Consider the following 23,203-nt stretch of genomic DNA (forward strand, 5'->3'; position numbering starts at 1 on the left):
GGTGAGCGCCCTGACCGACCCCGACCGCGACCGCACCGAAGACCGCTGGGACGACGGACTCATCGCGCGCTCGCGCCGGGCGGAGGCGGACGAGGACGAGGAGGACCCGGGCGCCGACGGCGACGAGGCACTCGTCCGGGCCGTCTCCGGCGCCGGCAGCGACGGCGGCAAATCGGCGGCGCCCCCGCTCAGCCCCGAGGCCCGGGCCCTGCGGGCCCGCCTCGACGCGCTGCGCCAGCTCGTCGGGCTCTCCCGGACCCGCATCCTCGACGGCAAGACCCTCGCCGAGGCGGGCCGGGTCCTGGACGAAGCGGCCGCGCGCCGCGGGCTGTCCCCGCAGCACACCGTCGTGGCGATCGCCGGAGCCACCGGAAGCGGAAAGTCCACACTGTTCAATTCACTCGCCGGAGTGCAGATCTCCGAAACCGGGCTGCGCCGGCCGACCACCGCCGCACCCATCGCGTGCAGCTGGTCGGACGGGGCCGCCGGACTCCTGGACCGGCTGGAGATCCCGGGCCGGCTGCGCCGCCGGCCCCGCGAGACCTCGGAGGCGGGGGCCCTGCGCGGGATGGTCCTCGTGGACCTGCCCGACCTGGACTCCGCGGTCGGCGCGCACCGCGAGCACGTGGACCGCGTCCTGGCGCTGGTCGACGCCGTGGTGTGGGTGGTGGACCCGGAGAAGTACGCGGACGCCGTCCTGCACGAGCGCTACCTGCGGCCCCTCGCCGGGCATGCGGAGGTGTCCTTCGTCGTGCTCAACCAGGTGGACCGGCTGCCCGGGGAGTCCGCGGACCTCGTACTGGACGACCTGCGGCGGCTCCTCGACGAGGACGGGATCGCACTCGGCGAGCACGGGGAGCCGGGGGCCACCGTGCTCGGACTTTCCGCCCTTACGGGTGAAGGCGTCGGGGAACTGCGCGAGCTCCTCGGACAGTTCACCCAGGAGAAGGGCGCCGCGACCCGCCGGATCTCCGCCGACGTGGACCGCGCCGCCGCGCGGCTGCGCCCGCTGTACGTGGCCGACGGGCACGCGGGGCCGGAGATCGGGGAGGCGGTGCGCGCCGAGTTCGAGGACCGGCTCGCCGAGGCCGTCGGGGCGTATGCGGCCGGGCTCGCCGCCGAGCGGGCCTGGCGGCGCAACGCCGGAAAGGCGTGCGGGACGCCGTGGCTGCGGCTGTGGCGGTGGTACGAGGGCCGCCGCGCGCCCCGCACGCTGGCCGGGCTGGCCGCGCTGGCCGCGATCGGCGGGCGGGGCGGGGCCGCCGCGCAGGCCCCCGTCGAGGAGGAGGTGACCGCGCGCCAGCGCGTGGAGCAGGCCGTCCGGGCGGTTGCCGACGAGGCGGCCACCGGCCTGCCCGAGCCCTGGGCGCAGGCGGTACGGGAGACCGCGGTGCGCGGCGCCGAACGGCTCCCGGAGGCACTGGACGAGATCGCGGTGACCCTGGGGGCGGCGGTCGCGGTGCCGACGGCCAGGCCGCCGCGGCCCGCTTGGTGGCCGGCGGCGGTGCTGGGGCAGGCGGCCATGACGCTGCTCCAGATCTTCGGCGGGCTGTGGCTGGTCGGGCAGATCGTCGGGGTCCTGGAGCCGAGGCTGCTGCCGCCGGTGCTGCTGATGGTGGCGGGCATCATCGGCGGGCCGCTGGTCGAATGGGCCTGCTCGATCGCGGCCCGGGGCCCGGCGCGGCGCTACGGGCAGGAAGCGGAAAGCAAGCTGCGGCAGGCCGCGGCCGGCTGCGGGCGGGCCCGGGTGCTGGAACCGGTGGCGGCGGAACTGCTGCGCTACCGGGAGGTGCGCGAACAGTACGCCGCGGTCGCCGCAGGGGGGACGAAGTTGTCCACAACCCGCCAGTAGTCCACAGGCCCGGGCGGGTGTCGGCGGCCCGCCCCAGCATGGTCCGTAGCTCGTACGGATGGTCCGCGCGGGCTCGGTACGAGGGGGAGGGGCTGGGATGAACGACACCCAGGTGACGCTGGTGGGCTGCGTGGCGACGCGGATCGACTTCAAGGAGACGGTCAACGGCCCGTCGGCGAGGTTCCGTTTCGCGGTGACGCCGAGGTACTACGACCGGCGCACGGACGCCTGGACCGACGGGGCGACCAGCTTCTACACCGTGTGGGCGCGGCGCTCGCTGGCCGTGAACCTGGCGGGCTCCGTATCGGTCGGCGAACCGCTGGTGGTGCACGGGCGGCTGCGGGTCCGGGACGATCCCGCCGACGGGGACGGGAACCGGTGGTTCTCGGCGGACATCGACGCGACCGCCATCGGGCACGACCTGAACCGGGGCACGGCGGCCTTCCGGCGCGTGGTGAAGACGGACACCCCGCTGATGGCTACTCAGAAGGCGGCGGTGGTCTGAGTGTTCGAGGCGGATAGGATTCCCCGGTACTCACGGGCACCTGGGTCTTTGGCCCGAAGGGGAAGACTGTGTCGATTGCCGTTCCCGCATCCTCCGCTCCTGATCCCGCTGCTTCCGTACGGGGCTCCGCGCGGCGCCCGCTGGCGGTGGCCCTGCTGGCCGCCGCGCTCACCGCGGCGCCGGGCGGCGCCCGCGCGGCCGCCGACTCCGGCCCGGCGGCGCCCAGGGCGCCGGAGGGCGCGAGCGCCGTGCTGGACGGGCTGAAGACGTACGGGCAGGCGGTCCTGCACTCCGGCGACGGATCCGTGCGGCAGATCCCGGCCGGCCTCTACGAGATGCGGGTCGACGGCGGCGGCATGCTCCAGACGTACGGGGTGGGCGTCGCCGGGAACGCGCAGCCGCAGGCCCGGTACACGGAGAGCGGCTGGAGCGGCAGCCCGCTCGCGGGGAACGCGGAAGCGGGCCGGATCCGCTGGGTCCTGGAGCACTCCTACCCCCAGCTGAACGACCTGGCCGGGCTCGCCAAGGAGGCCGGGGCGGGGGCGCTCACCGCGGAGAGCGCGGCCGCCGGGACGCAGGTGGCGATCTGGCGGCTGGCGGACAAGGTGCAGGTCGAGGCGGCCGACCCGGCGGCGGAGAAGCTGGCCGACTACCTCCAGAAGGCAGCGGCGCGGCTGGCGGAGCCGCCGGCCTCGCTGGCGCTGGACCCGGTGGACGTGTCGGGGGCGGTGGGCACCCGGATCGGCCCGGTGACCGTGCGCACCGGGGCGCGGAGCGTCTCCGTCATCCCCGACGCGGCGGCCCTCGCCATGGGCGTCCGGGTGGTGGACGCCGAGGGCCGGCCCCTGGACACCGCCGTCCACGGCACCCGGCTGTACTTCGAGGTGCCCGCGGGGACCCCCGACGGGGAGGCCTCGGTCACCGTCCACGGGGCGACCAAGGTACCGGTGGGCCGGGTCTTCACCAGCGACGTGCCGGCCCAGGCGCAGATCGTGGCCGGCTCCAGCGAGTCCGCGTCCACCGCCGCGGCCACGGCGCTCTGGCCCCAGCCCACGGCCGCCCAGCCGGGCGCCGCCGCCGACCCGGGGGGCGCCGCGGCCCTGGGCACCCGCGCGGCCGCCCTCGCCCAGACCACCCCCGAGGAGGAACGCCTGGCCACCAGCGGCAGCTCGGCGGCCACCCCGGTCATCGCCTCCCTCGCGGTGGGCCTGGTGGTCCTGGGCGGCCTGGTCGTCCTCCTCCTCCGCAAGCGCCCGCAGGACGAGGAGGAGATCTAGGAGCCCTGGCGGGGGCCTCAGCCATCGAGGGCCGGGAGGCCGGCCGCGGCCGGGTCGGCGCCCACGCCCAGATCGCCGCGCATCGCGGTGCGCATGGCCGTCCACTGGTCTCCCATGCGTGCCAGCTCGGCGTGGATCTCCTCGAACGACCCGGCGGGCGTGGGTCGGCCCTCGTCCAGGCGCATGGTGCGGCCGTACGCGACGGCGAGGCGCTGCGTCATGGAGTCCAGCTCCGTCAGCACCTCGTCGGTGGCGATCATCTGGGCCTCGGCGAACGCGGCGTGCATGGCGTGCCGGGCCTCCTCCAGGTCCGTGCGCCCCTGCTCGGTGACCTCTCCCTTGTGGACGAGCCACAGGTAGTTCATCAGCTCGATGCGGTACCGGCGGTAGCCGGAGTTCGCCGTCACGTAGCAGGCGCGCCGCTTCTCCACCTCGGCCAGGCGCTGCTCCCGCGCCCACTGGGCCTCGGCCACGCGCTGCTGGCGTTCGAACTGCTCCGTCTGGACGCGGCCCAGCACGCGCTGCGACAGGATCGGCGCGAGGAGCGTTCCCGTCACCGCGACGACCGCGCCGGCGAGGGCGAGCAGGGCGTTGTCCATCAAGCCTCCGTACGTCACTGTCCGAGAGGCCGTGGCCCCGGGCCCCACGCCATCCTGCACGGTGATCATGTGGCCCGGGCCGGATTAGGGGCCCGTCCCCCGCATTCTTGACCTGTACCTGCCCTGCGCTACATTTCCGGCCATGCATACGGGTGGGGATCAAGACACGGCCGCGGCTTCGGAGGCCACGGCGGTCGAGCTGGTGTACCGGCCGACCCCGGCCGACGTGGAGGCCGGACTCAAGGCGCGGTGGCGGTTCACGCCCCACGGGCGCAGGGCGCGCTGGACCCTGCCCTTGCTGGCGGTGGTCCTCTTCGCGATGGCCGCGAACAAGATGCAGCACGGGATGACCCTGGGCGACCGGGGCGTGTACTTGCAGCTGGTGATCGGCACGACCCTGCTCGCGATGGTCTTCCTCGCCCCGCGGCTGGGCGCCAAGAAGGTGCACAAGGCACTGGTCGAGAAGCAGGGCGAGTTCCGTGCCGTGGTGACGGAGACGGAGGTCACCGTCGGCTCCACCTCCTACGCGCAGACCCTGACCTGGACGGCGGTCCCCCGGTACACGGAGACCCCCGAGGCGTTCGTGCTGCTGAGCGGCGACAAGTACGGGGCGGGCATCACCGTCCTGCCCAAGCGGGGCGCGCAGCAGCCCGCCGACGTGGACCGGCTGCGGGCACTGCTGGACCGGCACATCGAGCGGGTCGGCAAGGCCCCCGCGCAGCCCGCGTAGCGGACGGCGGCGGACCGCCGGCCGCCCCCGCGGCGGGAGCCCGGCTCAGGGGCCCCGACCATACGGGTTTCCCCCGGGGGATGGACGCCTGGCAAGATGGGGTGTATCTGCCCACCATCGATCTGCCGGACGGTTTCTCTTGGCTGAGTTCATCTACACCATGCGCAAGACGCGCAAGGCACACGGCGACAAGGTGATCCTTGACGACGTCTTCCTGAACTTCCTGCCCGGCGCGAAGATCGGTGTGGTCGGCCCGAACGGTGCCGGTAAGTCCACCGTTCTGAAGATCATGGCGGGCATCGAGCAGCCGTCCAACGGCGACGCCTTCCTCTCTCCCGGTTACTCCGTCGGCATCCTCATGCAGGAGCCGAAGCTCGACGAGTCCAAGACCGTCCTGGAGAACGTCGAGGACGGCGTCGGCGAGATCAAGCAGAAGCTCAACCGGTTCAACGCGATCGCCGAGGAAATGGCGACGAACTACACCGACGAGCTGATGGAGGAGATGGGCAAGCTCCAGGACGACCTGGACCACGCCAACGCGTGGGACCTCGACGCCCAGCTGGAGCAGGCCATGGACGCGCTGGGCTGCCCGCCCGGCGACTGGCCCGTCACCAACCTCTCCGGTGGTGAGAAGCGTCGCGTCGCCCTCTGCAAGCTGCTGCTGGAGGCCCCCGACCTGCTGCTCCTCGACGAGCCCACCAACCACCTCGACGCCGAGTCCGTGAACTGGCTGGAGCAGCACCTGGCCCAGTACAAGGGCGCCGTCGTGGCCGTGACCCACGACCGCTACTTCCTCGACAACGTCGCCGAGTGGATCCTCGAGCTCGACCGCGGCCGCGCGCACCCCTACGAGGGCAACTACTCCACCTACCTGGAGAAGAAGGCCGAGCGCCTCAAGGTCGAGGGCAAGAAGGACGAGAAGCGCGCCAAGCGCCTCAAGGAAGAGCTGGAGTGGGTCCGCTCCAACGCCAAGGGCCGCCAGGCCAAGTCCAAGGCCCGCCTCGCCCGCTACGAGGAGATGGCGGCCGAGGCCGACAAGATGCGCAAGCTGGACTTCGAGGAGATCCAGATCCCGCCGGGCCCGCGTCTGGGCTCGATCGTGGTCGAGGTCAACAACCTCTCCAAGGCGTTCGGTGACAAGGTCCTCATCGACGACCTGTCCTTCACGCTGCCGCGCAACGGCATCGTCGGCATCATCGGTCCGAACGGCGCCGGCAAGACCACGCTCTTCAAGATGATCCAGGGCCTGGAGAAGCCGGACACCGGCGAGATCAAGGTCGGCGAGACCGTCAAGATCTCGTACGTCGACCAGGGCCGCGCCAACATCGACCCCAAGAAGACCCTCTGGGCGGTCGTGTCGGACGAGCTGGACTACATCAACGTCGGCCACGTCGAGATGCCGTCCCGCGCGTACGTCAGCGCCTTCGGCTTCAAGGGCCCGGACCAGCAGAAGCCGGCCGGCGTGCTCTCCGGCGGTGAGCGCAACCGCCTGAACCTCGCGCTCACCCTCAAGCAGGGCGGCAACCTGCTGCTCCTCGACGAGCCCACCAACGACCTCGACGTCGAAACCCTGGGCTCGCTCGAGAACGCGCTGCTGGAGTTCCCCGGTGCGGCCGTGGTCGTCTCCCACGACCGCTGGTTCCTGGACCGAGTGGCCACGCACATCCTCGCGTACGAGGGCGAATCGAAGTGGTTCTGGTTCGAGGGCAACTTCGAGTCCTACGAGAAGAACAAGGTCGAGCGGCTCGGCCCGGACGCCACCCGTCCGCACCGCGCCACCTACAAGAAGCTCACCCGAGGCTGAGGCCGGAAGATCATGGCCAGACACCACTACCGGTGCCCCCTGCGCTGGGCGGACATGGATGCCTTCGGGCACGTCAACAACGTCGTCTTCCTCCGCTACCTGGAGGAGGCGCGGATCGACTTCATGTTCCGCCTCGCGCCGGGGGAGGGCAGTGAGTCCTTCACGGGCGGCTCCGTCGTGGCCCGCCACGAGATCGACTACAAGCTGCCCCTCGTGCACCGCCACGAGCCGGTCCTCATCGAGTCCTGGGTGACCCGGATAGGCGCCGCGTCGCTGACCATCCGCTATGAGGTCAAGGACGAGGCGACGGAGGACAGGCCCGAGACGGTCTACGTGCGCGCCGAGACCGTGGTCGTGCCGTTCAACCTCGCCGAGGGGCGGCCGCGCCGCATCACGGCCGAGGAGAGGCACTTCCTGGAGGAGTACCTCGACAAGCCGAAGGCCCCCGGAGCGGCTTCCGAAGGGCGCCTCGCGGCATGAACGAGCAGTTGCGCTTCGCCGACTCCGGGGAGGCGGCGGACCTCGCCGCCTTCCTGGGCCGGCTGGTGCACTACGACCGCGCCGCCGCGGTCCGCCTCCAGGCGGGCGGCGGCGCGCTCGCCGTTTTCGGACGGCCGCCGTCCTTCGAGGTGCTGGCCATTCGCACGGTGCGGCTCGCCGCGCCGGTCGCCACGCCGCTGGACCTGACGGTCTCCGCCGGAGAGCTCCTGGAGCACGTGGACGAGGCCGCGGCCGCGTCCACCGTGCCCGGCGCGGTCACCGGCCCGCCCTGGACCGGAGTGCTCCCGCCCCGCGGCGGCTGGCAGCAGCTGCCCGGGCTGCCCGGAACCGCGGAGATGAGGGCGGCCGTCGCCGCGGCCGTCGCCGAGTTCCGGGCCCGCGACGAGGCCCTGCCCGCCCAGCACCGCACCCGCTCCGAGCGCGACCGCATCGGCCGCGAGATCTGGTCCCGGACGCTCGGCGACACCGAACTCCCGCTGCGCGCCGTACACGCCGCGCAGTCCCTGGGCTTCCTGCGGCCCGTCCGGTCCCCCGTGGCCGTCGGCGGGCCGGCCGGCGCGGCCCCCGACCCGGTGGCGCTGCTGGCCGCCGGGAGCTGGCTGCGGCTGCGCACCCCGTACGGCTCCGTCGCCATGCGCCGCCCCGGCGCCGCCGGCGGCCTGGGCGCCCTCCAGGTCCGGCCGGTCTAGCGGTTCCGGTTCGTCCTCCGGGTCCGGCTCAGCCCGCGGTGTTGATCATCGAGGCGGCCGCGTACGTCAGGTACTTCCACAGCTGCGCCTCGTGCTCCGGCGCCAGGCCCAGCTCGTCCAGCGCCACCCGCATGTGCGCCAGCCAGGCGTCGTGCGCCGCCGAGTCCACCTGGAAGGGGGCGTGCCGCATCCGCAGGCGCGGGTGGCCGCGGTCCCGGCTGTACGTGGTCGGACCCCCCCAGTACTGCATCAGGAACAGCGCGAACCGCTCCTCGGCGGGGCCCAGGTCCTCCTCCGGGTACATCGGGCGCAGCAGCGGGTCCTCGGCGACCCCCTGGTAGAAGCGCCGGACCAGGCGGCGGAAGGTCTCCTCGCCGCCCACCTGCTCGTAGAAGGTCTGCTCCTGAAGCGTGCCCCGCGGAATCTCATTCACCCGACCATCGTCTCAGACGCCCGGACGGAGGACCGGGGCCCCAGGACCTACCGGGACCCATCCGCACTCGCTTCCCGGGCCCCGGCGCAGCACAGTGGAGGCATGGGCGCACACACCTCACGTACCACCGCGGTACGGGACCTGCGGGAGACCGCGCACGCCGCCCAGGTGCGGGAGCTGACCGCCGCCGGGGTGCTGGAGGACCCGCGCTGGCGGGCGGCCTTCTCCGCCGTGCCCCGGCACGTCTTCGTGCCGTACTTCTGGACCGGGCGCGGAGCCGGCCACGAGCGGCTGTGGGCCGAGGACCCCGACCCCGAGCGGCGGGCCCGCTGGCTGCGCGGGGTCTACGCCGACACGCCCCTCGCCACGCGGCTGCGCGACGGCCGGCTGGTCTCCTCCAGCAGCCAGCCCTCCCTGATGGCGAAGATGCTGTCGGCCCTGGAACCGGCCGACGGCGACAACGTCCTGGAGATCGGCGCGGGCACCGGCTACAACGCCGCCCTGCTGTGCCACCGGCTGGGCGAGGAGTTCGTCACCACCGTGGACCTGGACGAGGAGATCACCGAGTCCGCGCGGTCCCACCTGGCGCTGCTCGGCTACCACCCGACCGTGGTCACCGGGGACGGGGCGCGCGGCTGCCCCTCCCGGGCCCCCTTCGACCGGATCATGGTGACCTGCACGCTGCCGATGATCCCCGCCGCCTGGCTCGGCCAGTGCCGGCCCGGGGCGCGGATCCTGGCCCCGCTGTCGACGGGGCTGATCGCCCTCACCGTCCGGGACGCCGACTTCGCCGAGGGCCGCTTCCTGCACACCCCGGCCTACTTCGTCCCGCTGCGCGGGGCCACGGCCGCGCCGGCGCCCACCGAGTTCGGGGAGGTGCACGGGCTGCCGTACGAGATGGTGGAGAACGAGCGCTTCCAGTTCATGCTGGTGCTGACCGACGGGGTCCTGCACCCCCGCGAGGCGCTGGACCTGTGGCGCCGCGAGGACCGCCCGGCCCGCGAACGCTTCGGGGTCACCGTCAGCACCGGGGGCCAGTGGTCGTGGCTCGACGACCCCCAGGGACCCTACGTGTGGCCCCTGGGGGACGGGTGAACCAGGCCGGGCCGGCCCGGGTGGATCAGCCCCGGCGGATTGTGATCGTGGTCCAGGCGCCCACGTGGACGCGGTCGCCGTCGGTGAGCGGTACCGGGACGTAGGGCTGGATCGGCTCCTCGCCGCCGTTGATGGTGGTGCCGTTGGTGGAGTTCTGGTCCACCACCGCCCAGCTCAGGTCGGGCTGCTGGACGAGCACGGCGTGCGCGTGCGAGACGCCCGGGTCCTCCGGGGGCACCGACAGGTCGATGTCGGGGGACTCGCCCGTGGAGGCGCGGCGGCGGCCGATGGTGATCTGGCTGCCGGAGAGCGGAAGGTGCTGCTCCGGGGAGTACGCGGGCAGGTTGAGCCCGGCCGCCTCGGGGCCGCTGCGCTGCATCATCGCCATGAAGTACGAGCGGTCGGGACCGATCGTCGCGGTCCAGGTACCGCCCTGGCCGGGGAACGGCTGCTGCGGGGCCGGCTGCTGGTACTGGGGCGTGTACTGCTGCTGCGGAGGCTGCGCCGGCACCTGGTGCTGCTGCTGGTACTCGTGGTGCTGAGGAGCCCGCGGGGGCGCCGGGGGTGCCGGGGGCTGCTGCTGGTAGTGCTGCGGCGGGGCCGGCGGCTGGTACTCCTGCGCGGGCTCGTGCGCGGGCGGCGGCAGCAGCCAGTCGTCCTCGCGCTGGAGCGGCTCGGCCGGCCGGTTCACCCGGGACGGCCGCGAGCCCTGGTACTCGAAGTGGTCCTGGGAGTAGGCCGGGGGCGCCGGAGCGGGCGGCGGCGGAGGAGGCGTGGCGCCGGTCCGGGGGCCCGGGCCGGGGCCGGGGACGCCGGGTCCGGGGGCGCCGGGGCCGGCGTTCGGCGTCCGCGTGAGGTAGTTGTACCGGCACTCCTCGCAGAACGGGGCCATGGCCTCGCGCGGGGTGCGGCACTGCGGGCAGAGCTCGGCCTGGACGGTCGCGGCACCACCGGTCGGGGGGAAACCGTAGCCGTACGAGGCGGCCGCGGGCGGCGCCTCCTGGGCCGCCATGCGGTGGCCGCAGACCTCGCACCAGTCGTCGGAGGCGGACTGGTGCCCGTTCGGGCAGGTCGGCATGGCGGCGCTTCCCCCTTCTTCTCCCTGCGTCATCGCGGCAGGTCTCAGGTCTTCTTCACTCGGACGGTCTGCACCGATCGCGTTTCGAGGGTCATCTCGTCGGCGTCGGCAACCTTGGCTTTCAGCCGCACAGTACCCGCCACCGCATCCACGACATCCACCACCTTCGCCAGAAGCTTCGCGGTGTCGGCGTTTCCGGACGCGCTCGCCAGCTGTACGGCGCGTCCGAGCTTGGCGGTGGCGCCGTCGACATCGCCCAGTTTGCGCGCCTCGAGGCCCTGCTGGATAGCCTGCGCCAGCTCCGCCTGCCCGGTGTAGTGCGCGACCTGCGGGTTCATGGCCGTGGAAGCGGCCAGATCGTTCGTCCACACCGCGCGGACCAGACCCTGGGCGAGTGCGGTCACCGGTTCGCCCGGCGCCGCCCCCGGCAGGACGAGCGTGGCGCGGGCCGCGAGCATCTCCTGGCCCACGGCCGCGCTCGGGACGCGGACGCACACGTGGTACTCGCGGGACTCGTCGCCCCACGAGCCCGTCGGGTAGTCGCCGGCCCGCGGCCCGGCCTCCGTGCGGCGGCCGGTCAGGTCCTGGACGGTGGGCGCGACCTGCTTCACGTACTGGATCTCCACGCCGACCGGGGTCCACAGGCGCAGCGCGACGTCCGCGACCTCCTTGCCCATGACGTTCTCCATCATGCGGGTGAAGTCCTCGGCGAGGTGCGCCGGGTCGGCCACGATGTCGGCCGAGCCGAGGAGCGCGCTCGCGATGCCGGTGACCTCCTTGACCTCCCAGTCCGTGCCCACACCGCGCGCGTCGCAGGTGAAGCGGCCCGCGCAGGCGTCGAGGGCGGCCCGGAGCACGGCCGGCTCCTCGTGCTCGTTGCGGCCGTCGGTGAGCAGGATGCCGTGCCGGATCGCGGCGTCGGAGCCGCGCAACAGGCCGTCGGCGAGCCGCAGCCAGGTCCCGATGGCGGTGCCGCCGCCGGAACTGAGCCCGCGCAGGGCCTCCTTGGCCTGGGCCCGGGTGACCGGGTCCGCGACGGCCAGGCGGCCCTGGCCCGGGTAGACCTCCTTGGCCACGTGCGTACCGGCGACCACGGCGAACGAGGTGCCGTCGCGCAGGGTGTCGATCGCGGCGGCCGTGGCCTCCCGGGCGCCGCGCATCTTGTCCGGCGGGTACTCCATCGAGCCCGAACAGTCGACCATGATCACGACGGCGGCCGTGCCCTGGCCGACGCTCGTGCGGGTGGCGGTGGCACCACCGGTGGCGGTGACCGTGACGATGGCGTGGACGTCCCGCCCGCCCTCGGGGAGGAACTCGTTCTGGTACACCTCCACGCTGAAGCGCGGGGCGCTCGGCTTGGCGAAGTTCGCCATCGATCGGACTCCTTGGGGCTCGGTCGGGAGGGCGGTCGGGCAGGCAGGCGGGTCAGACCTGGGGGCGCGCTTCCGGTTCCGCTTCGGTTACGGGTTCACGTTCCGGTTCCGCCACGGGGCGCGGCGAGGGTTCCGCGAGCTCCGTGAACGGGACCACGGCCACGGTGACGTTGTCGTGCCCGCCGCCGTCCAGGGCGTGCCCCACCAGGACCTGCGCACTGTGCAGCGGGCGGGTGGCGGCGTCCGCGGGCAGCACCTGGGCCATCTCCCGCGCGGACTCCGCGTAGTTCCACAGGCCGTCGGTGCAGACCACGACCACGCCGGGGTGGTCCGGCTTGAAGGTGGCGGTGTGCGGTTCGAGGTCGTACGCGTCGGCGCCGAGCCAGCCGGTGATGGCGTGCGCGCGGACGTCGGCGTAGGCCTCGGCCTCGCCCATCAGGCCGGCCGCGACCATCTGGGCCGCCCACGAGTCGTCCTCGGTGAGGCGGCGGGGGAGTGCGGCCCGGTCGTCGGGCACCCAGTAGGCGCGGCTGTCGCCGACCCAGCCGATGGTCAGCAGCCCGCTGCTGACGACGGCGCCGACCAGGGTGCAGGCGGGGGCGTTCTGCGCGCCGGGGACCTCGGGGGCCAGGGCGTTCACCGCAGCGGCGGCGGCGAGGATCGCGTCGTGCATGGCCTCCTGCGGGTGGGCGCCGCGGGGGAGCGCCTCGAGCAGCGCCTCGTTGGCGGCGCCGGCCGCGGCGGCCGATGCCTCGTCGGGGCGGCTGGCCGAGGAGACGCCGTCGCAGACGATGGCCACGGTGGCGGCGGAGCCGTCGGGCAGGGCGGTGGCCGCCACGGCGAAGGAGTCCTCGTTGCGGTGGTGGCGCAGACCCCGGTCGCTGACGGCGGCGACGCTGCCGAGCTCCTCCTCCAGGTGGTCCCGCTCGCGCGGCTGCGCGTGGCCGCAGTGCTCGCAGTAGCCGTCGGTGTCGACGTGGCCGGCGCGGCAGGCGACACAGGTCTTGCCGGTTCCCTGCGGGGCTTCGGCCGGGGTCTCGTACGGGGCCGCGCCCCATGCGGTTCCCTCCGGGGCGCCCGGGGGCGCCTCGGCCGAGGGAGCGGCCGGGGACTCGTGTGCGGGTTCGTACGCGGCTTCGGCCGCACCCCTGGCGCCCCCCTCCGGGGAGCCCTGGGGCGCCTCGGCCGGGGTCTCGTGCCCGGGGAGCCGGCCCTCGTACGGGGCCGCGCCCCAGGCGGTCCCCTCCGGGGGCGTGTTCCCGCCGGGCAGGTCGTACCTGGCCCGCGGACCCTCCGGAGCGCCGCCATGGGCGTGCTCCGCCGGGGTGTCGACCAGGGTCGGCGCGGCGGAGGCCACGCTGCCCCAGCCGGGGGCGGGTTCGGCGGAGCCGTAGGACGCGCCGGGGGCCGGGCTGCCGTAGCCGGCAGGGGCCGGGCCGGCAGGAGCGGGGGCCGCCGGGGCCGGGACCGGGACCGGCCCGGCGGCCGGTGCGGCCGCGGCCGGGGCCGGGGGCGCCGCCGGGGCCGGTGGCGCCGTCGGGATTTCGATCGTCGGGCGGTCCGCGGACGCCGCCGGGGGAGGGACGGTGACGGCGTATCCGCAGACTCCGCAGAAACGGTCACCCTCCTCCAGGGGTTCCGCGCAGCTGGGGCAGCCCGACGGCCGATGCATCGACATCACTCACACCCACGTCCGGGGACGGAAACGGTTTGCCCGCTCCACCAGTTCGATCCTCTCCTCGCCCCGCTGCGCCAGCCGCGCGAGCACGCGGTACGAGCGCTCCAGGCCGAAGCGCAGGCCCCGCTCGTCCAGTTGACTGCCGAGCAGCGAGGTCCGACCGGGGTCGGAACCCCGGCTACCCGACAGTACCCAGTCCAGGGCCGAGCCCAGAACCTCGGTGGCGAGCCGTTCGTGGCGCTCGGGGTCCAGACCGAACCGCCGCAGCGCCTCCACCTGGTCGGCGGCGGCCGTCAGATCGGCCAGCAACGGCTCCTGCGGGGACCGGTCGCGCAGACGTGCGCGTACGGCCGCCACCCGGGCGGCGGTGTAGTGGATGGACGCCTCCGGTACGGATTCCAGCGTGCGCACGGCTCCGTCCCGGTCGCCGGAGGCCAGCTGGACCCGGGCCAGACCGAAGGCCGCGCTGACGAAGCCGGGGTCGGTGCACCACACGAGGCGGTAGTACTCGGCGGCGTTGTCCAGCTGGCCCAGCACCTCCGCGCACAGCCCGAGGGCCAGCTTCGGCGCGGGCTCGCCCGGGAAGGCGTCGTAGATCGCGTCGAAGGACAGGGCCGCGATCTCGTTCTCCCCGGTGGCGAGGGAGGCGATGCCGCGGGCCCACACCACGCGCCAGTCGTCCGGATGCACGGCCTCCAGATCCGTCAGCGTGCGGGACGCCTCCGGCAGTTCGCCCAGTTCGAGGCGGGCCCGCAGCTCGCGCAGCCGCAGCTCGGCGGAGTCGGCCGGCGCCGCGCCGAGGGCGGCCAGGAGGTCGCCGGGCGCGGAGGCCAGCAGGCCGGCCAGGAACCCGGCGTTCGGGTCGCCCGCGTCCACGAGCGGCACGGGCAGGGCGAGGGCGCTGCGCGCGGCTCCCGCGGTGGGTGGGGCCGTGGCCACGGGTACGGCTACGGGTACGAGCCCCGCCCCCCTGGCGGCAGGCGCGGACCGGGGCCCCGGCACAGCAGCCCCCGCCACGTGCGTGGCGGTCGTCCCGATCCCGGCCACGTGCGCCCCCGCGGGCAGCGCGCCGCCGCCCGGCGGAGTCCCGCCCCCCGGCGCGTGCGCCCACGGGCCGGGCGCCCCCGCTGCCGGGGGAGTCGCGGCCGGCACCGCGAGACCGCCGGGCGGGGTCCCGCCGCCGGGCGTGGGCCCCCACGTACCGGGCGCCCCAGGCGCGTGCGCTCCCGCGGCCAACGGGTGGCCGCCCGACGGGATCCCGCCCCCCGGCGCGTGCGCTCCCGCGGGCAGCGCGCCGCCGCCGGGCTGGGTCCCGCCCGGCACGGCTGCGGCGCCCGAGGCGGCACGGCGTGCGCCGAACAGCCCGCCACCCCGCCGGGAGGCCACATCCCGCAGGCCCAGGCGGGAGACGGCCGGGTCGGACGTGTCCGCGAAGAGCCGGGTGTCCGGGACCCGGGTCTCGGGGCCGAACAGGGTCGACAGCTGCGGCCGCGGCCGGCCCGTCTGGAGCGCGACCACCTCCCGCAGCACACCCGTCAGCTGGTCCGCCATCTCCTGCGCGGACGCGAACCGGCGCCCCGGATCAGGGTCGGTCGCCCGCACCAGCAGCCGGTAGAAGGACTCGTACCGCTGGAAGACCTCGATGTGCTCCGGGTCGGGCAGCGAGTCCACGAACACGTTCGTGTAGCCCTGGAAGTCGAAGGTGAGGACGGCCAGGGTCCGGGCGACCGTGTAGAGGTCGGAGGCCACCGAAGGGCCCAACTCCGCGACCTCCGGGGCCTGGTAGCCCACCGTCCCGTAGATGGCCGACTCCTCGTCGTCCATCCTCCGCACCGCGCCCATGTCGATCAGCTTCAGCTGGTCCTGCTGCTGGATCGCGTTGTCGACCTTGAAGTCGCAGTACAGCAGGTTGCGGCTGTGCAGGTGGCCCAGCGCCTCCAGCGCCTCGATCCCGTACGCGCAGGCCTGCTCGACCGGCAGCGGATCGCGCCGGCCGTCCGGCCGGCGCCGCTCGTTCGCGATCTCCTTCAGCGATTTGCCGCCGACGTACTCCATGACGATGTACCCGTCCAGCGAACCGGTGCGCTGGTCCAGGTGCTCCACGAAGTTGTAGATCCGGACGATGTTGGAGTGCTCGATCTCCGCGAGGAAGCGCCGCTCCGATATCGCGGCCTCCATCGCGTCCTGGTCGCCGGTGTCCAGCAGGCCCTTGAGGACCACCCACCGGTCCGAGACGGCCCGGTCGACCGCCAGGTACACCCAGCCGAGCCCGCCGTGCGCCAGGCAGCCCGCCACCTCGTACTGGCCGCGCACCACGTCACCCGCGTGCAGCTTCGGCACGAAGGAGTACGGGTGCCCGCACTTGGTGCAGAACCCTTCCGTCCGGCCGGGCCGGTCGCCCCGCGCCCGGCCCACCGGAGCCCCGCAGTCCGAGCGCGAGCAGAACCGCTTGCGCTCCGGCACCTCCGGGTTCTCCAGGACCGCCGCCGAGGGATCCGGCCGCGGCACCTCCGGCACCTTGACCAGACCGGCGCCCAGCCGGCTGCGCCCCGAGACCGACGGGGCCGAGCCCGTGCTGCGCACCGACACCGAGCGGGTGGACGCGGCCCCCGACAGCGCGCGCGACAGCCGCCCCGACACCGAGCGCCGGGACGAGGACGAACGGGACGAGCGCGAGGAGCGCGCCGAGGTCGAGGCCGAGGACGAGGAACGCGACGAGCCCGAGGACCCCGCAGAGCCCTGCGAGCCCCGGTCGCCCCGCGCCGCGCTCGTCATCGCCGTCGGCGGCGACACCAGCTCGTCCGCGCCCGCCGCGACCGCGCCCACCGGCGCCAGTCCGCACGTGTCGCAGTACAGCTCGCCGCCGCCCATGTCCTCGTACGTCCCCGGGCAGCCGGGGCGCAGGCACGCCGTTCCCACCAGGCTCATGAGCCGTCCTTTCCGGAAGTCCCCGTGCCCTGCAAGGCCTCCGCCGTCGCCTGCTGGTAGCGCAGGACGGCCTGTTCGGCGGCCCGCAGATCGCAGGGCGCGCTCCACAGCATCCGCCGGGCCGTGTCGTACCGGTCCATCAGCAGCGGGTCCTCCGCCATCCCGTGCCGCGCCACCTTCGCCTTGTACGCGTCCAGCCGCCCGCGCAGTTCCGCCCGTACGGCGAGCGGCGCCGTCACCGCGGTCAACGATTCGCGGGCCCTGCGAAGTTCCTCCTCGGCCCGCTCCTCCAGGGATTCCAGCAGCGGCGAGAGCCGGTGCCAGCGCGCATGGCGCCGGTGCTCGGCCGCCGCCGCGAGCTGTTCCTGGAGCACCGTCGGCGGGCCGCTCACGGCGGGCACCTCCGACGCGGCGATCTTCGCCAGCACCTCGCCCCGCGCGGTCCGCGCCTCCGCCAGGGTCCGGTCCGCCCGCGACAGCACGTCCCGCAGGCTGATCAGCCGCTGCTCGGCGTCCTGCCGTACGTCCAGCACCGCCTCGACCTCGCGGCGTACGTCCTCCAGCGCGAGCGCGGCCCGGTCGTAGCGCCCGGTGTCCGGGCGGCCGCCGCCGGGGGCGGCACTGCCCGCCGCCGGCTGCCAGAAGGCCAGCGGGTCGGCGATCACCCGCGCCCGCAGCTCCGTCAGCTCGGCGGTGATGTCCTCCAGGTCGTCGCCCGAGGGGTGCTCGCCGGGGCGCACGCCCACCGAGTGCGCCAGCGAGCGGGTGCGGTGCAGTTCGGCCGCGAGCAGGTCGATGCGGGCGGGCAGCGCCGACCACACCGCGTCGGCGGCCACCACCACGTCCAGCGAGCGCGCGTAGAGGCCGTTCATCCGGGACACCAGCTCGGCGAGCGAGAGCCGCTCGGCCAGCGCGGCGCCCTCGACCGCGGCCCCGGAGATCAGCACGCCGGGCCCGCGCAGCCGCTCGGTCAGCTCGATCAGGTCCTCGCGGTTCGGCCAGCGGCGCCGCTCCCGGATCTCCCGGGCAGCGGTCAGGGCCCCGCTGTAGGCGTCGAAGTACGTCCACAGCCGGGTGATGTCGGCCTCGGCGGCCGCCCACCGCTCCTGGGTGACCCCGGTCAGCCCGGCGCCCTCCAGCAGCCGACGGCCGGCGTGGTCCTGCAGGGCGAGCAGCGAGGTCTCGACGGCCTCGTGCTCCGCGCCCAGTCTGGCCAGGGCACGGTCGACGCCGTCCCTGTCCATCACCGCCGATCCGCCTTCCACCGACCGTGCCTCCACCGATCGTGCCTCCGCGTCAGAATCCGCTGCCACCGGCCTCAGCCGTCCCGGTACTTGGGGGCGGGCGGCGCGGTCACGCCGGGCAGTACCTTTTCGAGGTGCTCGCGGTAGGAGAGCATCCACGGGCTGTTGGCGCCGCCCGCACGATAGTTCTCCAGCACGTTGTTGACGCGGCGGACCAGGTCGGAGGCGTCCTTGTTCATCGCCACACCGTAGAACTCGCGGGTGAACGGCGAGCCCACCAGCCGCACCGAGGGGTCCTGCGCGGCCTGGCCGGCCGCGAGGGCGTTGTCCGTGATGATGCCGTCGACCTCGCCGAGCTGGAGCCGGACCAGGCAGTCCAGCTGGTTGGGCACGAGGACCGGCGCCGCGCCGTACGACTGGGACTTCAGCGAGGCCTCCGCCGTGGAACCGGCCGCCACGCAGATCCGCTTGTCCTTCAGCGAGGCGTCGTAGCCGGTGATCGGCGAGCCCTTGGGGGCCAGCACCTGCTGCCCGGCCTCGAAGTACGCGGTGGAGAAGGCCACGTCCTCCAGCCGCTTGCAGTTGATGGTCATGGTCCGCACGACGACGTCGACGCGGCCCTCCTGCAGGGCGGGGATGCGCTGGCTGGTGGGGATGGCCCGGTAGATGACCGCGTTCTCGTCGCCCAGGATGTCCTTGGCGATGGCCTTGACCAGGTCGATGTCGAAGCCGTCGAGGTGGCCCTGGGCGGACTGGTCCTCCGGGCCGGGCCCGGGGGTGGCGGTCTGGTTGCGGTAGCCCCAGCGGAAGCTGTTCTGGTCCACGCCCGCGACGAGCTTGCCCGCCGCCTTGATCCGCGCGATGGCCGCCCCGTCCACGGTGGACGGGCGCAGGCTGGCCTCCGGGTCCTGGCAGGTGTCGGAGGGGGCCGCCGGGGCCACCGCCATCGAAGCGGGCTCGCGGAGGACCGCCGGGCGGCCGGATTCCGGCGCCGCGGTCCGGGTCAGCGGCAGCAGCACGGCCGAGGCCGTCACCAGGCAGGCGGCCGCCATCGCGGTCACCCCGCCCCAGCCGCGCAGCCGGCCGCCCACGCGCCGCACGCCGCCGCCGTACCCTGCGGGGCCGCCGTACTCACCGCCGCCGCCGTGGCCCCCGTCCCCGCCGTACCCTGCGGGGCCGCCGTGACCACCCGGGCCCGAGGGCCCGCCGGGCCCGCCGACGTACCCACCGGGCCCGTGGCCGCCGGGGCCCGCGGGCCCGCCGTGGCCGCCATGGCCGCCCGGGTCCGCGGAGCCCATGGGGCCCGCGGGGTCGCCCGTGCCCATGGGGCCCGCGGGGCCCTCCGCGCCCATGGGGCCCGCGGCAGCGACCCGGCGGTGCTCGAAGCCCTCGGAGACCCGCCTCGCTCGTATCCGCATCGCGCTCACCTGTACTCCGAAAGCCTGCGCCCGATACCGAGCAGTGCCGCCGCCGCGCCGATGACCGCGAGGGCCGCCGAGCCCGTCACCAGACCGCCCAGCGCGCCGATGCCGTCCCGGGCCGCCCGGGTGAACTCCCGCTGCTCGTGGGCCACCGCCCGCTCCAGGGAGGCGTCCACCGTGTCGAACGCGGCCCCGCTGCTGTCCGTGTGCTTGGCGTCACCCACGACCTGGGTCAGCGCGGTGTCGAAGTCACCCTTCAAGTCCGCCTCCCGGGCCGCCTTGTGCCGCTGCTGCCACTGCTTCACACCGTCCACCGCGAGGCTCACCGGCGCCCGGCCCGCCTCGTCGTCGGCGAGCCGGAGCGCGGTCGCCAGCCCGGCGTCGAGCTCCTTCATCTTGGTGGTGAACTCCACGTCGTACTTGTCGGACTTCTTGTCCTCGGCCAGTACGGCGCCGCGCGCGACCAGCGTCAGGTTCTCCCCGGCCCGCGCCTGGAGGGAGGCGATGCGCGCGTCGTTCAGCACCTTCAGGGACTCCTGCCCGTCCGCCCGGGCCGCGCTCAGGTCCGACCGCGCCACCGTGTGGCCGACGGCCAGCCACATCAGGACCACCACCGACGCGGCCGTCGCGGCCAGCAGCCCGTGGTTGAACACCCGGTTCGTCCGACGGTAGTTGCGCCGCTGCGCCCACACCAGGGCGGCGAGCGCGGCCAGGCCCACGCCGAGCGAGACCAGCGGCCAGGCACGGGCCTCGTCGTAGTCCGAGTACAGCCGGTTCGTCTCCGCCTCGTACAGCCGCTGCGCGGCGGGCAGCAGCTGCGTGGTCATCTTCTCGTTCGCGTACCGGAGATAGGCGCCGCCCAGCGGCATGCCCTGCCGGTTGGTGGCCCGGGCCTGCTCGATCAGGCCGGTGTAGCGCGGCAGCTGCTCGCTCAGCAGGGCGATCTGCGCGCGGGATTCCTCATCTCCGCCCGCGTTGGCCGCCGCGTTCACCAGCAGCTTCGAGGCGTTGGCGATGTCCTTCTCGTAGCGCTGGCGGACCTCGCGCGGCTCCTGGGCGCCCAGCAGGAACCCGCTGGAGGAGGTCGTGTCGGCGTCCGCGAGGGAGCGGTAGATGCTCGCCGCGTCCGCGCTGAGCGGCTGGCTGCGGCCCACCACGTCGTCGGCGGCGGTGGACCGGCCGGAGATCTCCCACACGCTGACCGCGCCGAACAGGAGCACCAGGGCCGCCAGGAAGGCGCCGATGATCCGCAGCCGGCCCGGCTCGGTCGTCGCCGCCCCGCGCAGCCGCTCCACGCCCTCGGCCCAGGCGGTCCCCCGCCCGTGCGGCCCGCCCGGCGGCGGCCCCGACGGACCGGCGGACGGCGCGGAGACACCGCCCCCGGGCGCGGGCGCGCGTGATGTGATCGCCACCGTGACCTCCCCCTCGGTCCTGTCCACTGTCCGCAGCAGTATGGCGTCAGTGCCGGCCGCCCACACCACCGGTGCTCGTTCGCGGGCGATCTGCCCCCCGGCGCCCCCGCCATCCCTTCACCGTCAATACGCCCGCAGGAGCGCCACGGTTCCAGACCTGCCGCCTCCCGTGGGCAGGTTCAGTCGAATCGGGCACCGGACGGGGTGGTGAGCGGGGCCCCGAAACCTGCCCGGAGGTTCGCGTACGCCGACGGCGCGGCCCCGAGGGAGTCCAGGCCCAGCAGGGCCGCGCCCAGGACCGGCGGCGCGGTGATCACCTGGATCCGGGCGAGCGGGGCCCGTTCGGCGAGGCCGGCCGCGACGCGGTCGTCCAGCTGGGGGTGCCGGGCGGCCAGGACGCTGCCGCCCAGCACCACAGGGACCTCCCGGTCGAGGAGTTCCAGGCGGCGCAGGGCCACCGTCGCCATGGCCGTGATCTCGTCCGCCTGCCGGTGCACCAGCGCGCTCGCCACCGGGTCCCCGGCCGCAGCGACCGCGAACAGCACCGGGGCCAGCTCGTGCCGCCGCCCGCCCGGGATCCGGCCCAGGTGCAGCGCCTCGATCAGCTCGTACATCGAACCGAGCCCGAAGTGCGCGGGCAGTGCCCGGGCCAGCTCCGTCGGCTCGCCCCGCCCGTCCTCGGCGCGGGCCGCGAACCACAGGGCCTCCTCGGCCAGCCCGCCCCCGCCGCCCCAGTCGCCGGAGATCCGTCCGAGCGCGGGGAAGCGCGCGGTGCGCCCGTCCGGGGCCATGCCGACGCAGTTGACGCCGGCCCCGCACACCACCGCGACCCCGCACGGCTCGTCCACACCGGCCCGCAGGACCGCGAACGCATCGTTGCGCACCTCGGTGGCCGCGCCCCAGCCGCGCGCCCCGATCGCCTCGCCCAGCTGCTGCTCCTCCACCGCCAGGTCCGCGTTGGCCAGGCAGGCCGACACCCGTGCGGCGTACGGGGAGCCGGGCCCCGGCGCGGGCAGCCCGGCGGCCGCCGCGGCCGCCGACACGGCCTGCCCGAGGACGTCCACCGCGGCCTCGACTCCGGAGCGCGGAGGCTGGAAGCCGCCGGAGCGCCCGGTGCCCAGCACCGTGCCGTCGGCGGCGATCAGAGCCGCGTCCGTCTTGCTGTTGCCCGCGTCGATCGCCAGTACGGCAGGGAGGGTCACGCCCACGCCAGGTGCTCCTTGTTGTGCGCGAGGAGCCGGTCCGTCAGGTCCTCGGCCAGGTCGAACTGCCCCACCAGCGGATGGGCGAGCAGCGCCTTGGCCACCCGCTCGCGGCCGCCGCGCAGGGCCGCGTCCAGCGCGAGGTCCTCGTACGCGGTCACGTGCGAGACCAGTCCGGCGTAGAGCGGGTCCAGCCGGGGCACGGGCAGCGGCACCGGGCCGGCGGGGCCGACGCGCGCCTGTACCTCGATCACCGCGTCGTCGGGGAGGAAGGGCAGGGTGCCGCTGTTGAGGGTGTTGACCACCTGGACCGGTGAGCCGCCGTCGCCCAGCAGGGCGGCCGCCAGGTCCACGGCCGCCTCCGAGTAGAAGGCCCCGCCCCGCTTGGCCAGCAGCGCCGGCTTCTCGTCCAGCGCGGGATCCGCGTACAGGCCGAGCAGTTCCCGCTCCATCGCGGCGACCTCGGCGGCCCGGGAGGGCTTCTCGCCCAGTTCCCGGACGACCTCGTCGTGGGCGTAGAAGTAGCGCAGGTAGTACGAGGGCACCACGCCGAGCCGGTCCAGCACCGCGCGGGGCAGGCGCAGGTCGGCGGCGATCGACTCCGCGTGGTCCCCGAGCAGCCGGGGCAGCAGGTCCTCGCCGTCGGGCCCGCCGAGGCGCACGCCCCGCTCCCAGGTGAGGTGGTTGAGCCCGACGTGGTCGAGGTACACCTCGGCCGGGGCCACGTCCAGCAGGGCGGCGAACTTCCGCTGGAAGCCGATGGCCACGTTGCACAGTCCGACCGCCTTGTGCCCGGCGCCGAGCAGGGCCCGGGTGACGATCCCGACCGGGTTGGTGAAGTCGATGATCCAGGCGTCCGGGCTGGCCCGGCGCACCCGCTCGGCGATGTCGAGGACCACCGGGACGGTGCGCAGCGCCTTGGCGAGCCCGCCCGCCCCCGTGGTCTCCTGGCCGACGCACCCGCACTCCAGCGGCCAGGTCTCGTCCTGGAGCCGGGCGGCCTGCCCGCCGATGCGCAGCTGGAGCAGGACCGCGTCGGCGCCGGCGACGCCCGCGTCGAGGTCGGCGGTGGTGGTGACCTTGGCCGGATGGTCCTGCCGGGTGAAGATCCGCCGGGCGAGGGCGCCGATCAGCTCCAGCCGCTCGGTGGCGGGGTCGATCAGCACGAGCTCGCCGACGGGCAGGGTGTCGCGCAGCCGCGCGAAGCCGTCGATCAGCTCGGGGGTGTAGGTGGAACCGCCGCCCACCACTGCGAGTTTCATCGTGATCAGCCTTTCACTCCTGTGAGGGTGACGCCTTCGACGAACGCCTTCGGTGTGGTGCGGGCCCTTGAAGGACTCCGGTCCGTAACTGAGGGTCCAGGCGGCAGGGTTGTCCTTGGG

At 74.6% G+C, this 23,203-nt stretch carries 19 protein-coding genes; 8 read left to right on the plus strand and 11 right to left on the minus strand.

Annotated features, from left to right (window positions below):
* The first annotated feature begins 1 nt into the window (after position 1).
* From AB0O21_RS17725 to AB0O21_RS17735, 3 genes are all read left to right on the plus strand, one after another.
* Positions 2-1,852 carry a GTPase gene (locus AB0O21_RS17725; RefSeq protein ID WP_365172054.1) on the plus strand — a complete coding sequence of 617 codons (1,851 nt, stop codon included), beginning with the start codon at positions 2-4 and terminating at the stop codon, positions 1,850-1,852.
* A 97-nt stretch (positions 1,853-1,949) separates the two neighbouring features.
* Positions 1,950-2,357 carry a single-stranded DNA-binding protein gene (locus tag AB0O21_RS17730; protein ID WP_365172055.1) on the plus strand — a complete coding sequence of 136 codons (408 nt, stop codon included), beginning with the start codon at positions 1,950-1,952 and terminating at the stop codon, positions 2,355-2,357.
* Between the two features lie 68 nt (positions 2,358-2,425).
* Positions 2,426-3,634: a thioester domain-containing protein gene (locus AB0O21_RS17735; protein WP_365172056.1), complete on the plus strand. Its 1,209-nt coding sequence runs from the start codon at positions 2,426-2,428 to the stop codon at positions 3,632-3,634.
* A 17-nt stretch (positions 3,635-3,651) separates the two neighbouring features.
* Here the strand turns inward: AB0O21_RS17735 and AB0O21_RS17740 are convergent, their stop codons facing one another.
* Entirely contained in the window at positions 3,652-4,233 is a 582-nt protein-coding gene (locus tag AB0O21_RS17740) for a hypothetical protein (RefSeq protein ID WP_365172057.1), read from the minus strand.
* 142 nt (positions 4,234-4,375) lie between these two features.
* Here AB0O21_RS17740 and AB0O21_RS17745 point away from each other — a divergent pair, with 142 nt between their 5' ends.
* From AB0O21_RS17745 to AB0O21_RS17760, 4 genes are all read left to right on the plus strand, one after another.
* Positions 4,376-4,963, plus strand: coding sequence for a YcxB family protein (locus AB0O21_RS17745; protein ID WP_365172058.1), 588 nt, complete (start codon positions 4,376-4,378; stop codon positions 4,961-4,963).
* A 139-nt stretch (positions 4,964-5,102) separates the two neighbouring features.
* Complete coding sequence (ettA, locus tag AB0O21_RS17750) at positions 5,103-6,767, plus strand: energy-dependent translational throttle protein EttA (protein ID WP_365172059.1); 1,665 nt, start codon at positions 5,103-5,105, stop codon at positions 6,765-6,767.
* Positions 6,768-6,779: 12 nt separating this feature from the next.
* Positions 6,780-7,247: a thioesterase family protein gene (locus tag AB0O21_RS17755; protein ID WP_365172060.1), complete on the plus strand. Its 468-nt coding sequence runs from the start codon at positions 6,780-6,782 to the stop codon at positions 7,245-7,247.
* Entirely contained in the window at positions 7,244-7,957 is a 714-nt protein-coding gene (locus tag AB0O21_RS17760; protein ID WP_365172061.1) for a hypothetical protein, read from the plus strand. The genes AB0O21_RS17755 and AB0O21_RS17760 overlap by 4 nt, the downstream gene beginning before the upstream one ends.
* A 28-nt stretch (positions 7,958-7,985) precedes the next feature.
* Here the strand turns inward: AB0O21_RS17760 and AB0O21_RS17765 are convergent, their stop codons facing one another.
* Positions 7,986-8,390: a globin gene (locus AB0O21_RS17765; protein ID WP_365172062.1), complete on the minus strand. Its 405-nt coding sequence runs from the start codon at positions 8,388-8,390 to the stop codon at positions 7,986-7,988.
* A 102-nt stretch (positions 8,391-8,492) separates the two neighbouring features.
* Between AB0O21_RS17765 and AB0O21_RS17770 the strand changes: the two genes are divergently transcribed.
* Entirely contained in the window at positions 8,493-9,485 is a 993-nt protein-coding gene (locus AB0O21_RS17770; protein WP_365172063.1) for a methyltransferase domain-containing protein, read from the plus strand.
* A 25-nt stretch (positions 9,486-9,510) separates the two neighbouring features.
* Here AB0O21_RS17770 and AB0O21_RS17775 read toward each other — a convergent pair whose 3' ends face one another.
* The 9 genes from AB0O21_RS17775 to AB0O21_RS17815 form a co-directional block, all read right to left on the minus strand.
* Positions 9,511-10,563: an FHA domain-containing protein gene (locus tag AB0O21_RS17775; protein ID WP_365172064.1), complete on the minus strand. Its 1,053-nt coding sequence runs from the start codon at positions 10,561-10,563 to the stop codon at positions 9,511-9,513.
* A gap of 44 nt (positions 10,564-10,607) precedes the next feature.
* Positions 10,608-11,936: a VWA domain-containing protein gene (locus AB0O21_RS17780; protein WP_365172065.1), complete on the minus strand. Its 1,329-nt coding sequence runs from the start codon at positions 11,934-11,936 to the stop codon at positions 10,608-10,610.
* 52 nt (positions 11,937-11,988) lie between these two features.
* Entirely contained in the window at positions 11,989-13,614 is a 1,626-nt protein-coding gene (locus AB0O21_RS17785) for a protein phosphatase 2C domain-containing protein (protein WP_365172066.1), read from the minus strand.
* Between the two features lie 3 nt (positions 13,615-13,617).
* A complete protein-coding gene (locus AB0O21_RS17790; protein ID WP_365172067.1) occupies positions 13,618-16,542 on the minus strand; it encodes a tetratricopeptide repeat protein in 2,925 nt (974 codons plus the stop codon).
* Entirely contained in the window at positions 16,539-17,786 is a 1,248-nt protein-coding gene (locus tag AB0O21_RS17795) for a hypothetical protein (RefSeq protein WP_365172068.1), read from the minus strand. Before AB0O21_RS17795 ends, AB0O21_RS17790 begins: the two co-directional genes overlap by 4 nt.
* Before the next feature lie 74 nt (positions 17,787-17,860).
* A complete protein-coding gene (locus AB0O21_RS17800; RefSeq protein WP_365172157.1) occupies positions 17,861-18,838 on the minus strand; it encodes a glutamate ABC transporter substrate-binding protein in 978 nt (325 codons plus the stop codon).
* 371 nt (positions 18,839-19,209) lie between these two features.
* Entirely contained in the window at positions 19,210-20,502 is a 1,293-nt protein-coding gene (locus AB0O21_RS17805; protein ID WP_365172158.1) for a hypothetical protein, read from the minus strand.
* A 296-nt stretch (positions 20,503-20,798) separates the two neighbouring features.
* Positions 20,799-21,827: a BadF/BadG/BcrA/BcrD ATPase family protein gene (locus AB0O21_RS17810; RefSeq protein ID WP_365172069.1), complete on the minus strand. Its 1,029-nt coding sequence runs from the start codon at positions 21,825-21,827 to the stop codon at positions 20,799-20,801.
* Positions 21,818-23,083 carry a 6-phospho-beta-glucosidase gene (locus tag AB0O21_RS17815; RefSeq protein ID WP_365172070.1) on the minus strand — a complete coding sequence of 422 codons (1,266 nt, stop codon included), beginning with the start codon at positions 23,081-23,083 and terminating at the stop codon, positions 21,818-21,820. Before AB0O21_RS17815 ends, AB0O21_RS17810 begins: the two co-directional genes overlap by 10 nt.
* Positions 23,084-23,203 lie beyond the last annotated feature (120 nt).

The sequence above is a fragment of the Streptomyces sp. NPDC091371 genome (assembly GCF_040684275.1).
In the GTDB taxonomy this organism is placed as follows: domain Bacteria; phylum Actinomycetota; class Actinomycetes; order Streptomycetales; family Streptomycetaceae; genus Streptomyces.

Coding starts and splice junctions, on each gene's coding strand:
- AB0O21_RS17730 (WP_365172055.1), top strand. CDS start 1,950: ATGAACGACACCCAGGTGACGCTGGTGGGCTGCGTGGCGACGCGGATC.
- AB0O21_RS17740 (WP_365172057.1), bottom strand. CDS start 4,233: ATGGACAACGCCCTGCTCGCCCTCGCCGGCGCGGTCGTCGCGGTGACG.
- AB0O21_RS17745 (WP_365172058.1), top strand. CDS start 4,376: ATGCATACGGGTGGGGATCAAGACACGGCCGCGGCTTCGGAGGCCACG.
- AB0O21_RS17755 (WP_365172060.1), top strand. CDS start 6,780: ATGGCCAGACACCACTACCGGTGCCCCCTGCGCTGGGCGGACATGGAT.
- AB0O21_RS17760 (WP_365172061.1), top strand. CDS start 7,244: ATGAACGAGCAGTTGCGCTTCGCCGACTCCGGGGAGGCGGCGGACCTC.
- AB0O21_RS17770 (WP_365172063.1), top strand. CDS start 8,493: ATGGGCGCACACACCTCACGTACCACCGCGGTACGGGACCTGCGGGAG.
- AB0O21_RS17775 (WP_365172064.1), bottom strand. CDS start 10,563: ATGCCGACCTGCCCGAACGGGCACCAGTCCGCCTCCGACGACTGGTGC.
- AB0O21_RS17780 (WP_365172065.1), bottom strand. CDS start 11,936: ATGGCGAACTTCGCCAAGCCGAGCGCCCCGCGCTTCAGCGTGGAGGTG.
- AB0O21_RS17785 (WP_365172066.1), bottom strand. CDS start 13,614: ATGTCGATGCATCGGCCGTCGGGCTGCCCCAGCTGCGCGGAACCCCTG.
- AB0O21_RS17790 (WP_365172067.1), bottom strand. CDS start 16,542: ATGAGCCTGGTGGGAACGGCGTGCCTGCGCCCCGGCTGCCCGGGGACG.
- AB0O21_RS17795 (WP_365172068.1), bottom strand. CDS start 17,786: ATGGACAGGGACGGCGTCGACCGTGCCCTGGCCAGACTGGGCGCGGAG.
- AB0O21_RS17800 (WP_365172157.1), bottom strand. CDS start 18,838: ATGGCGGCCGCCTGCCTGGTGACGGCCTCGGCCGTGCTGCTGCCGCTG.
- AB0O21_RS17815 (WP_365172070.1), bottom strand. CDS start 23,083: ATGAAACTCGCAGTGGTGGGCGGCGGTTCCACCTACACCCCCGAGCTG.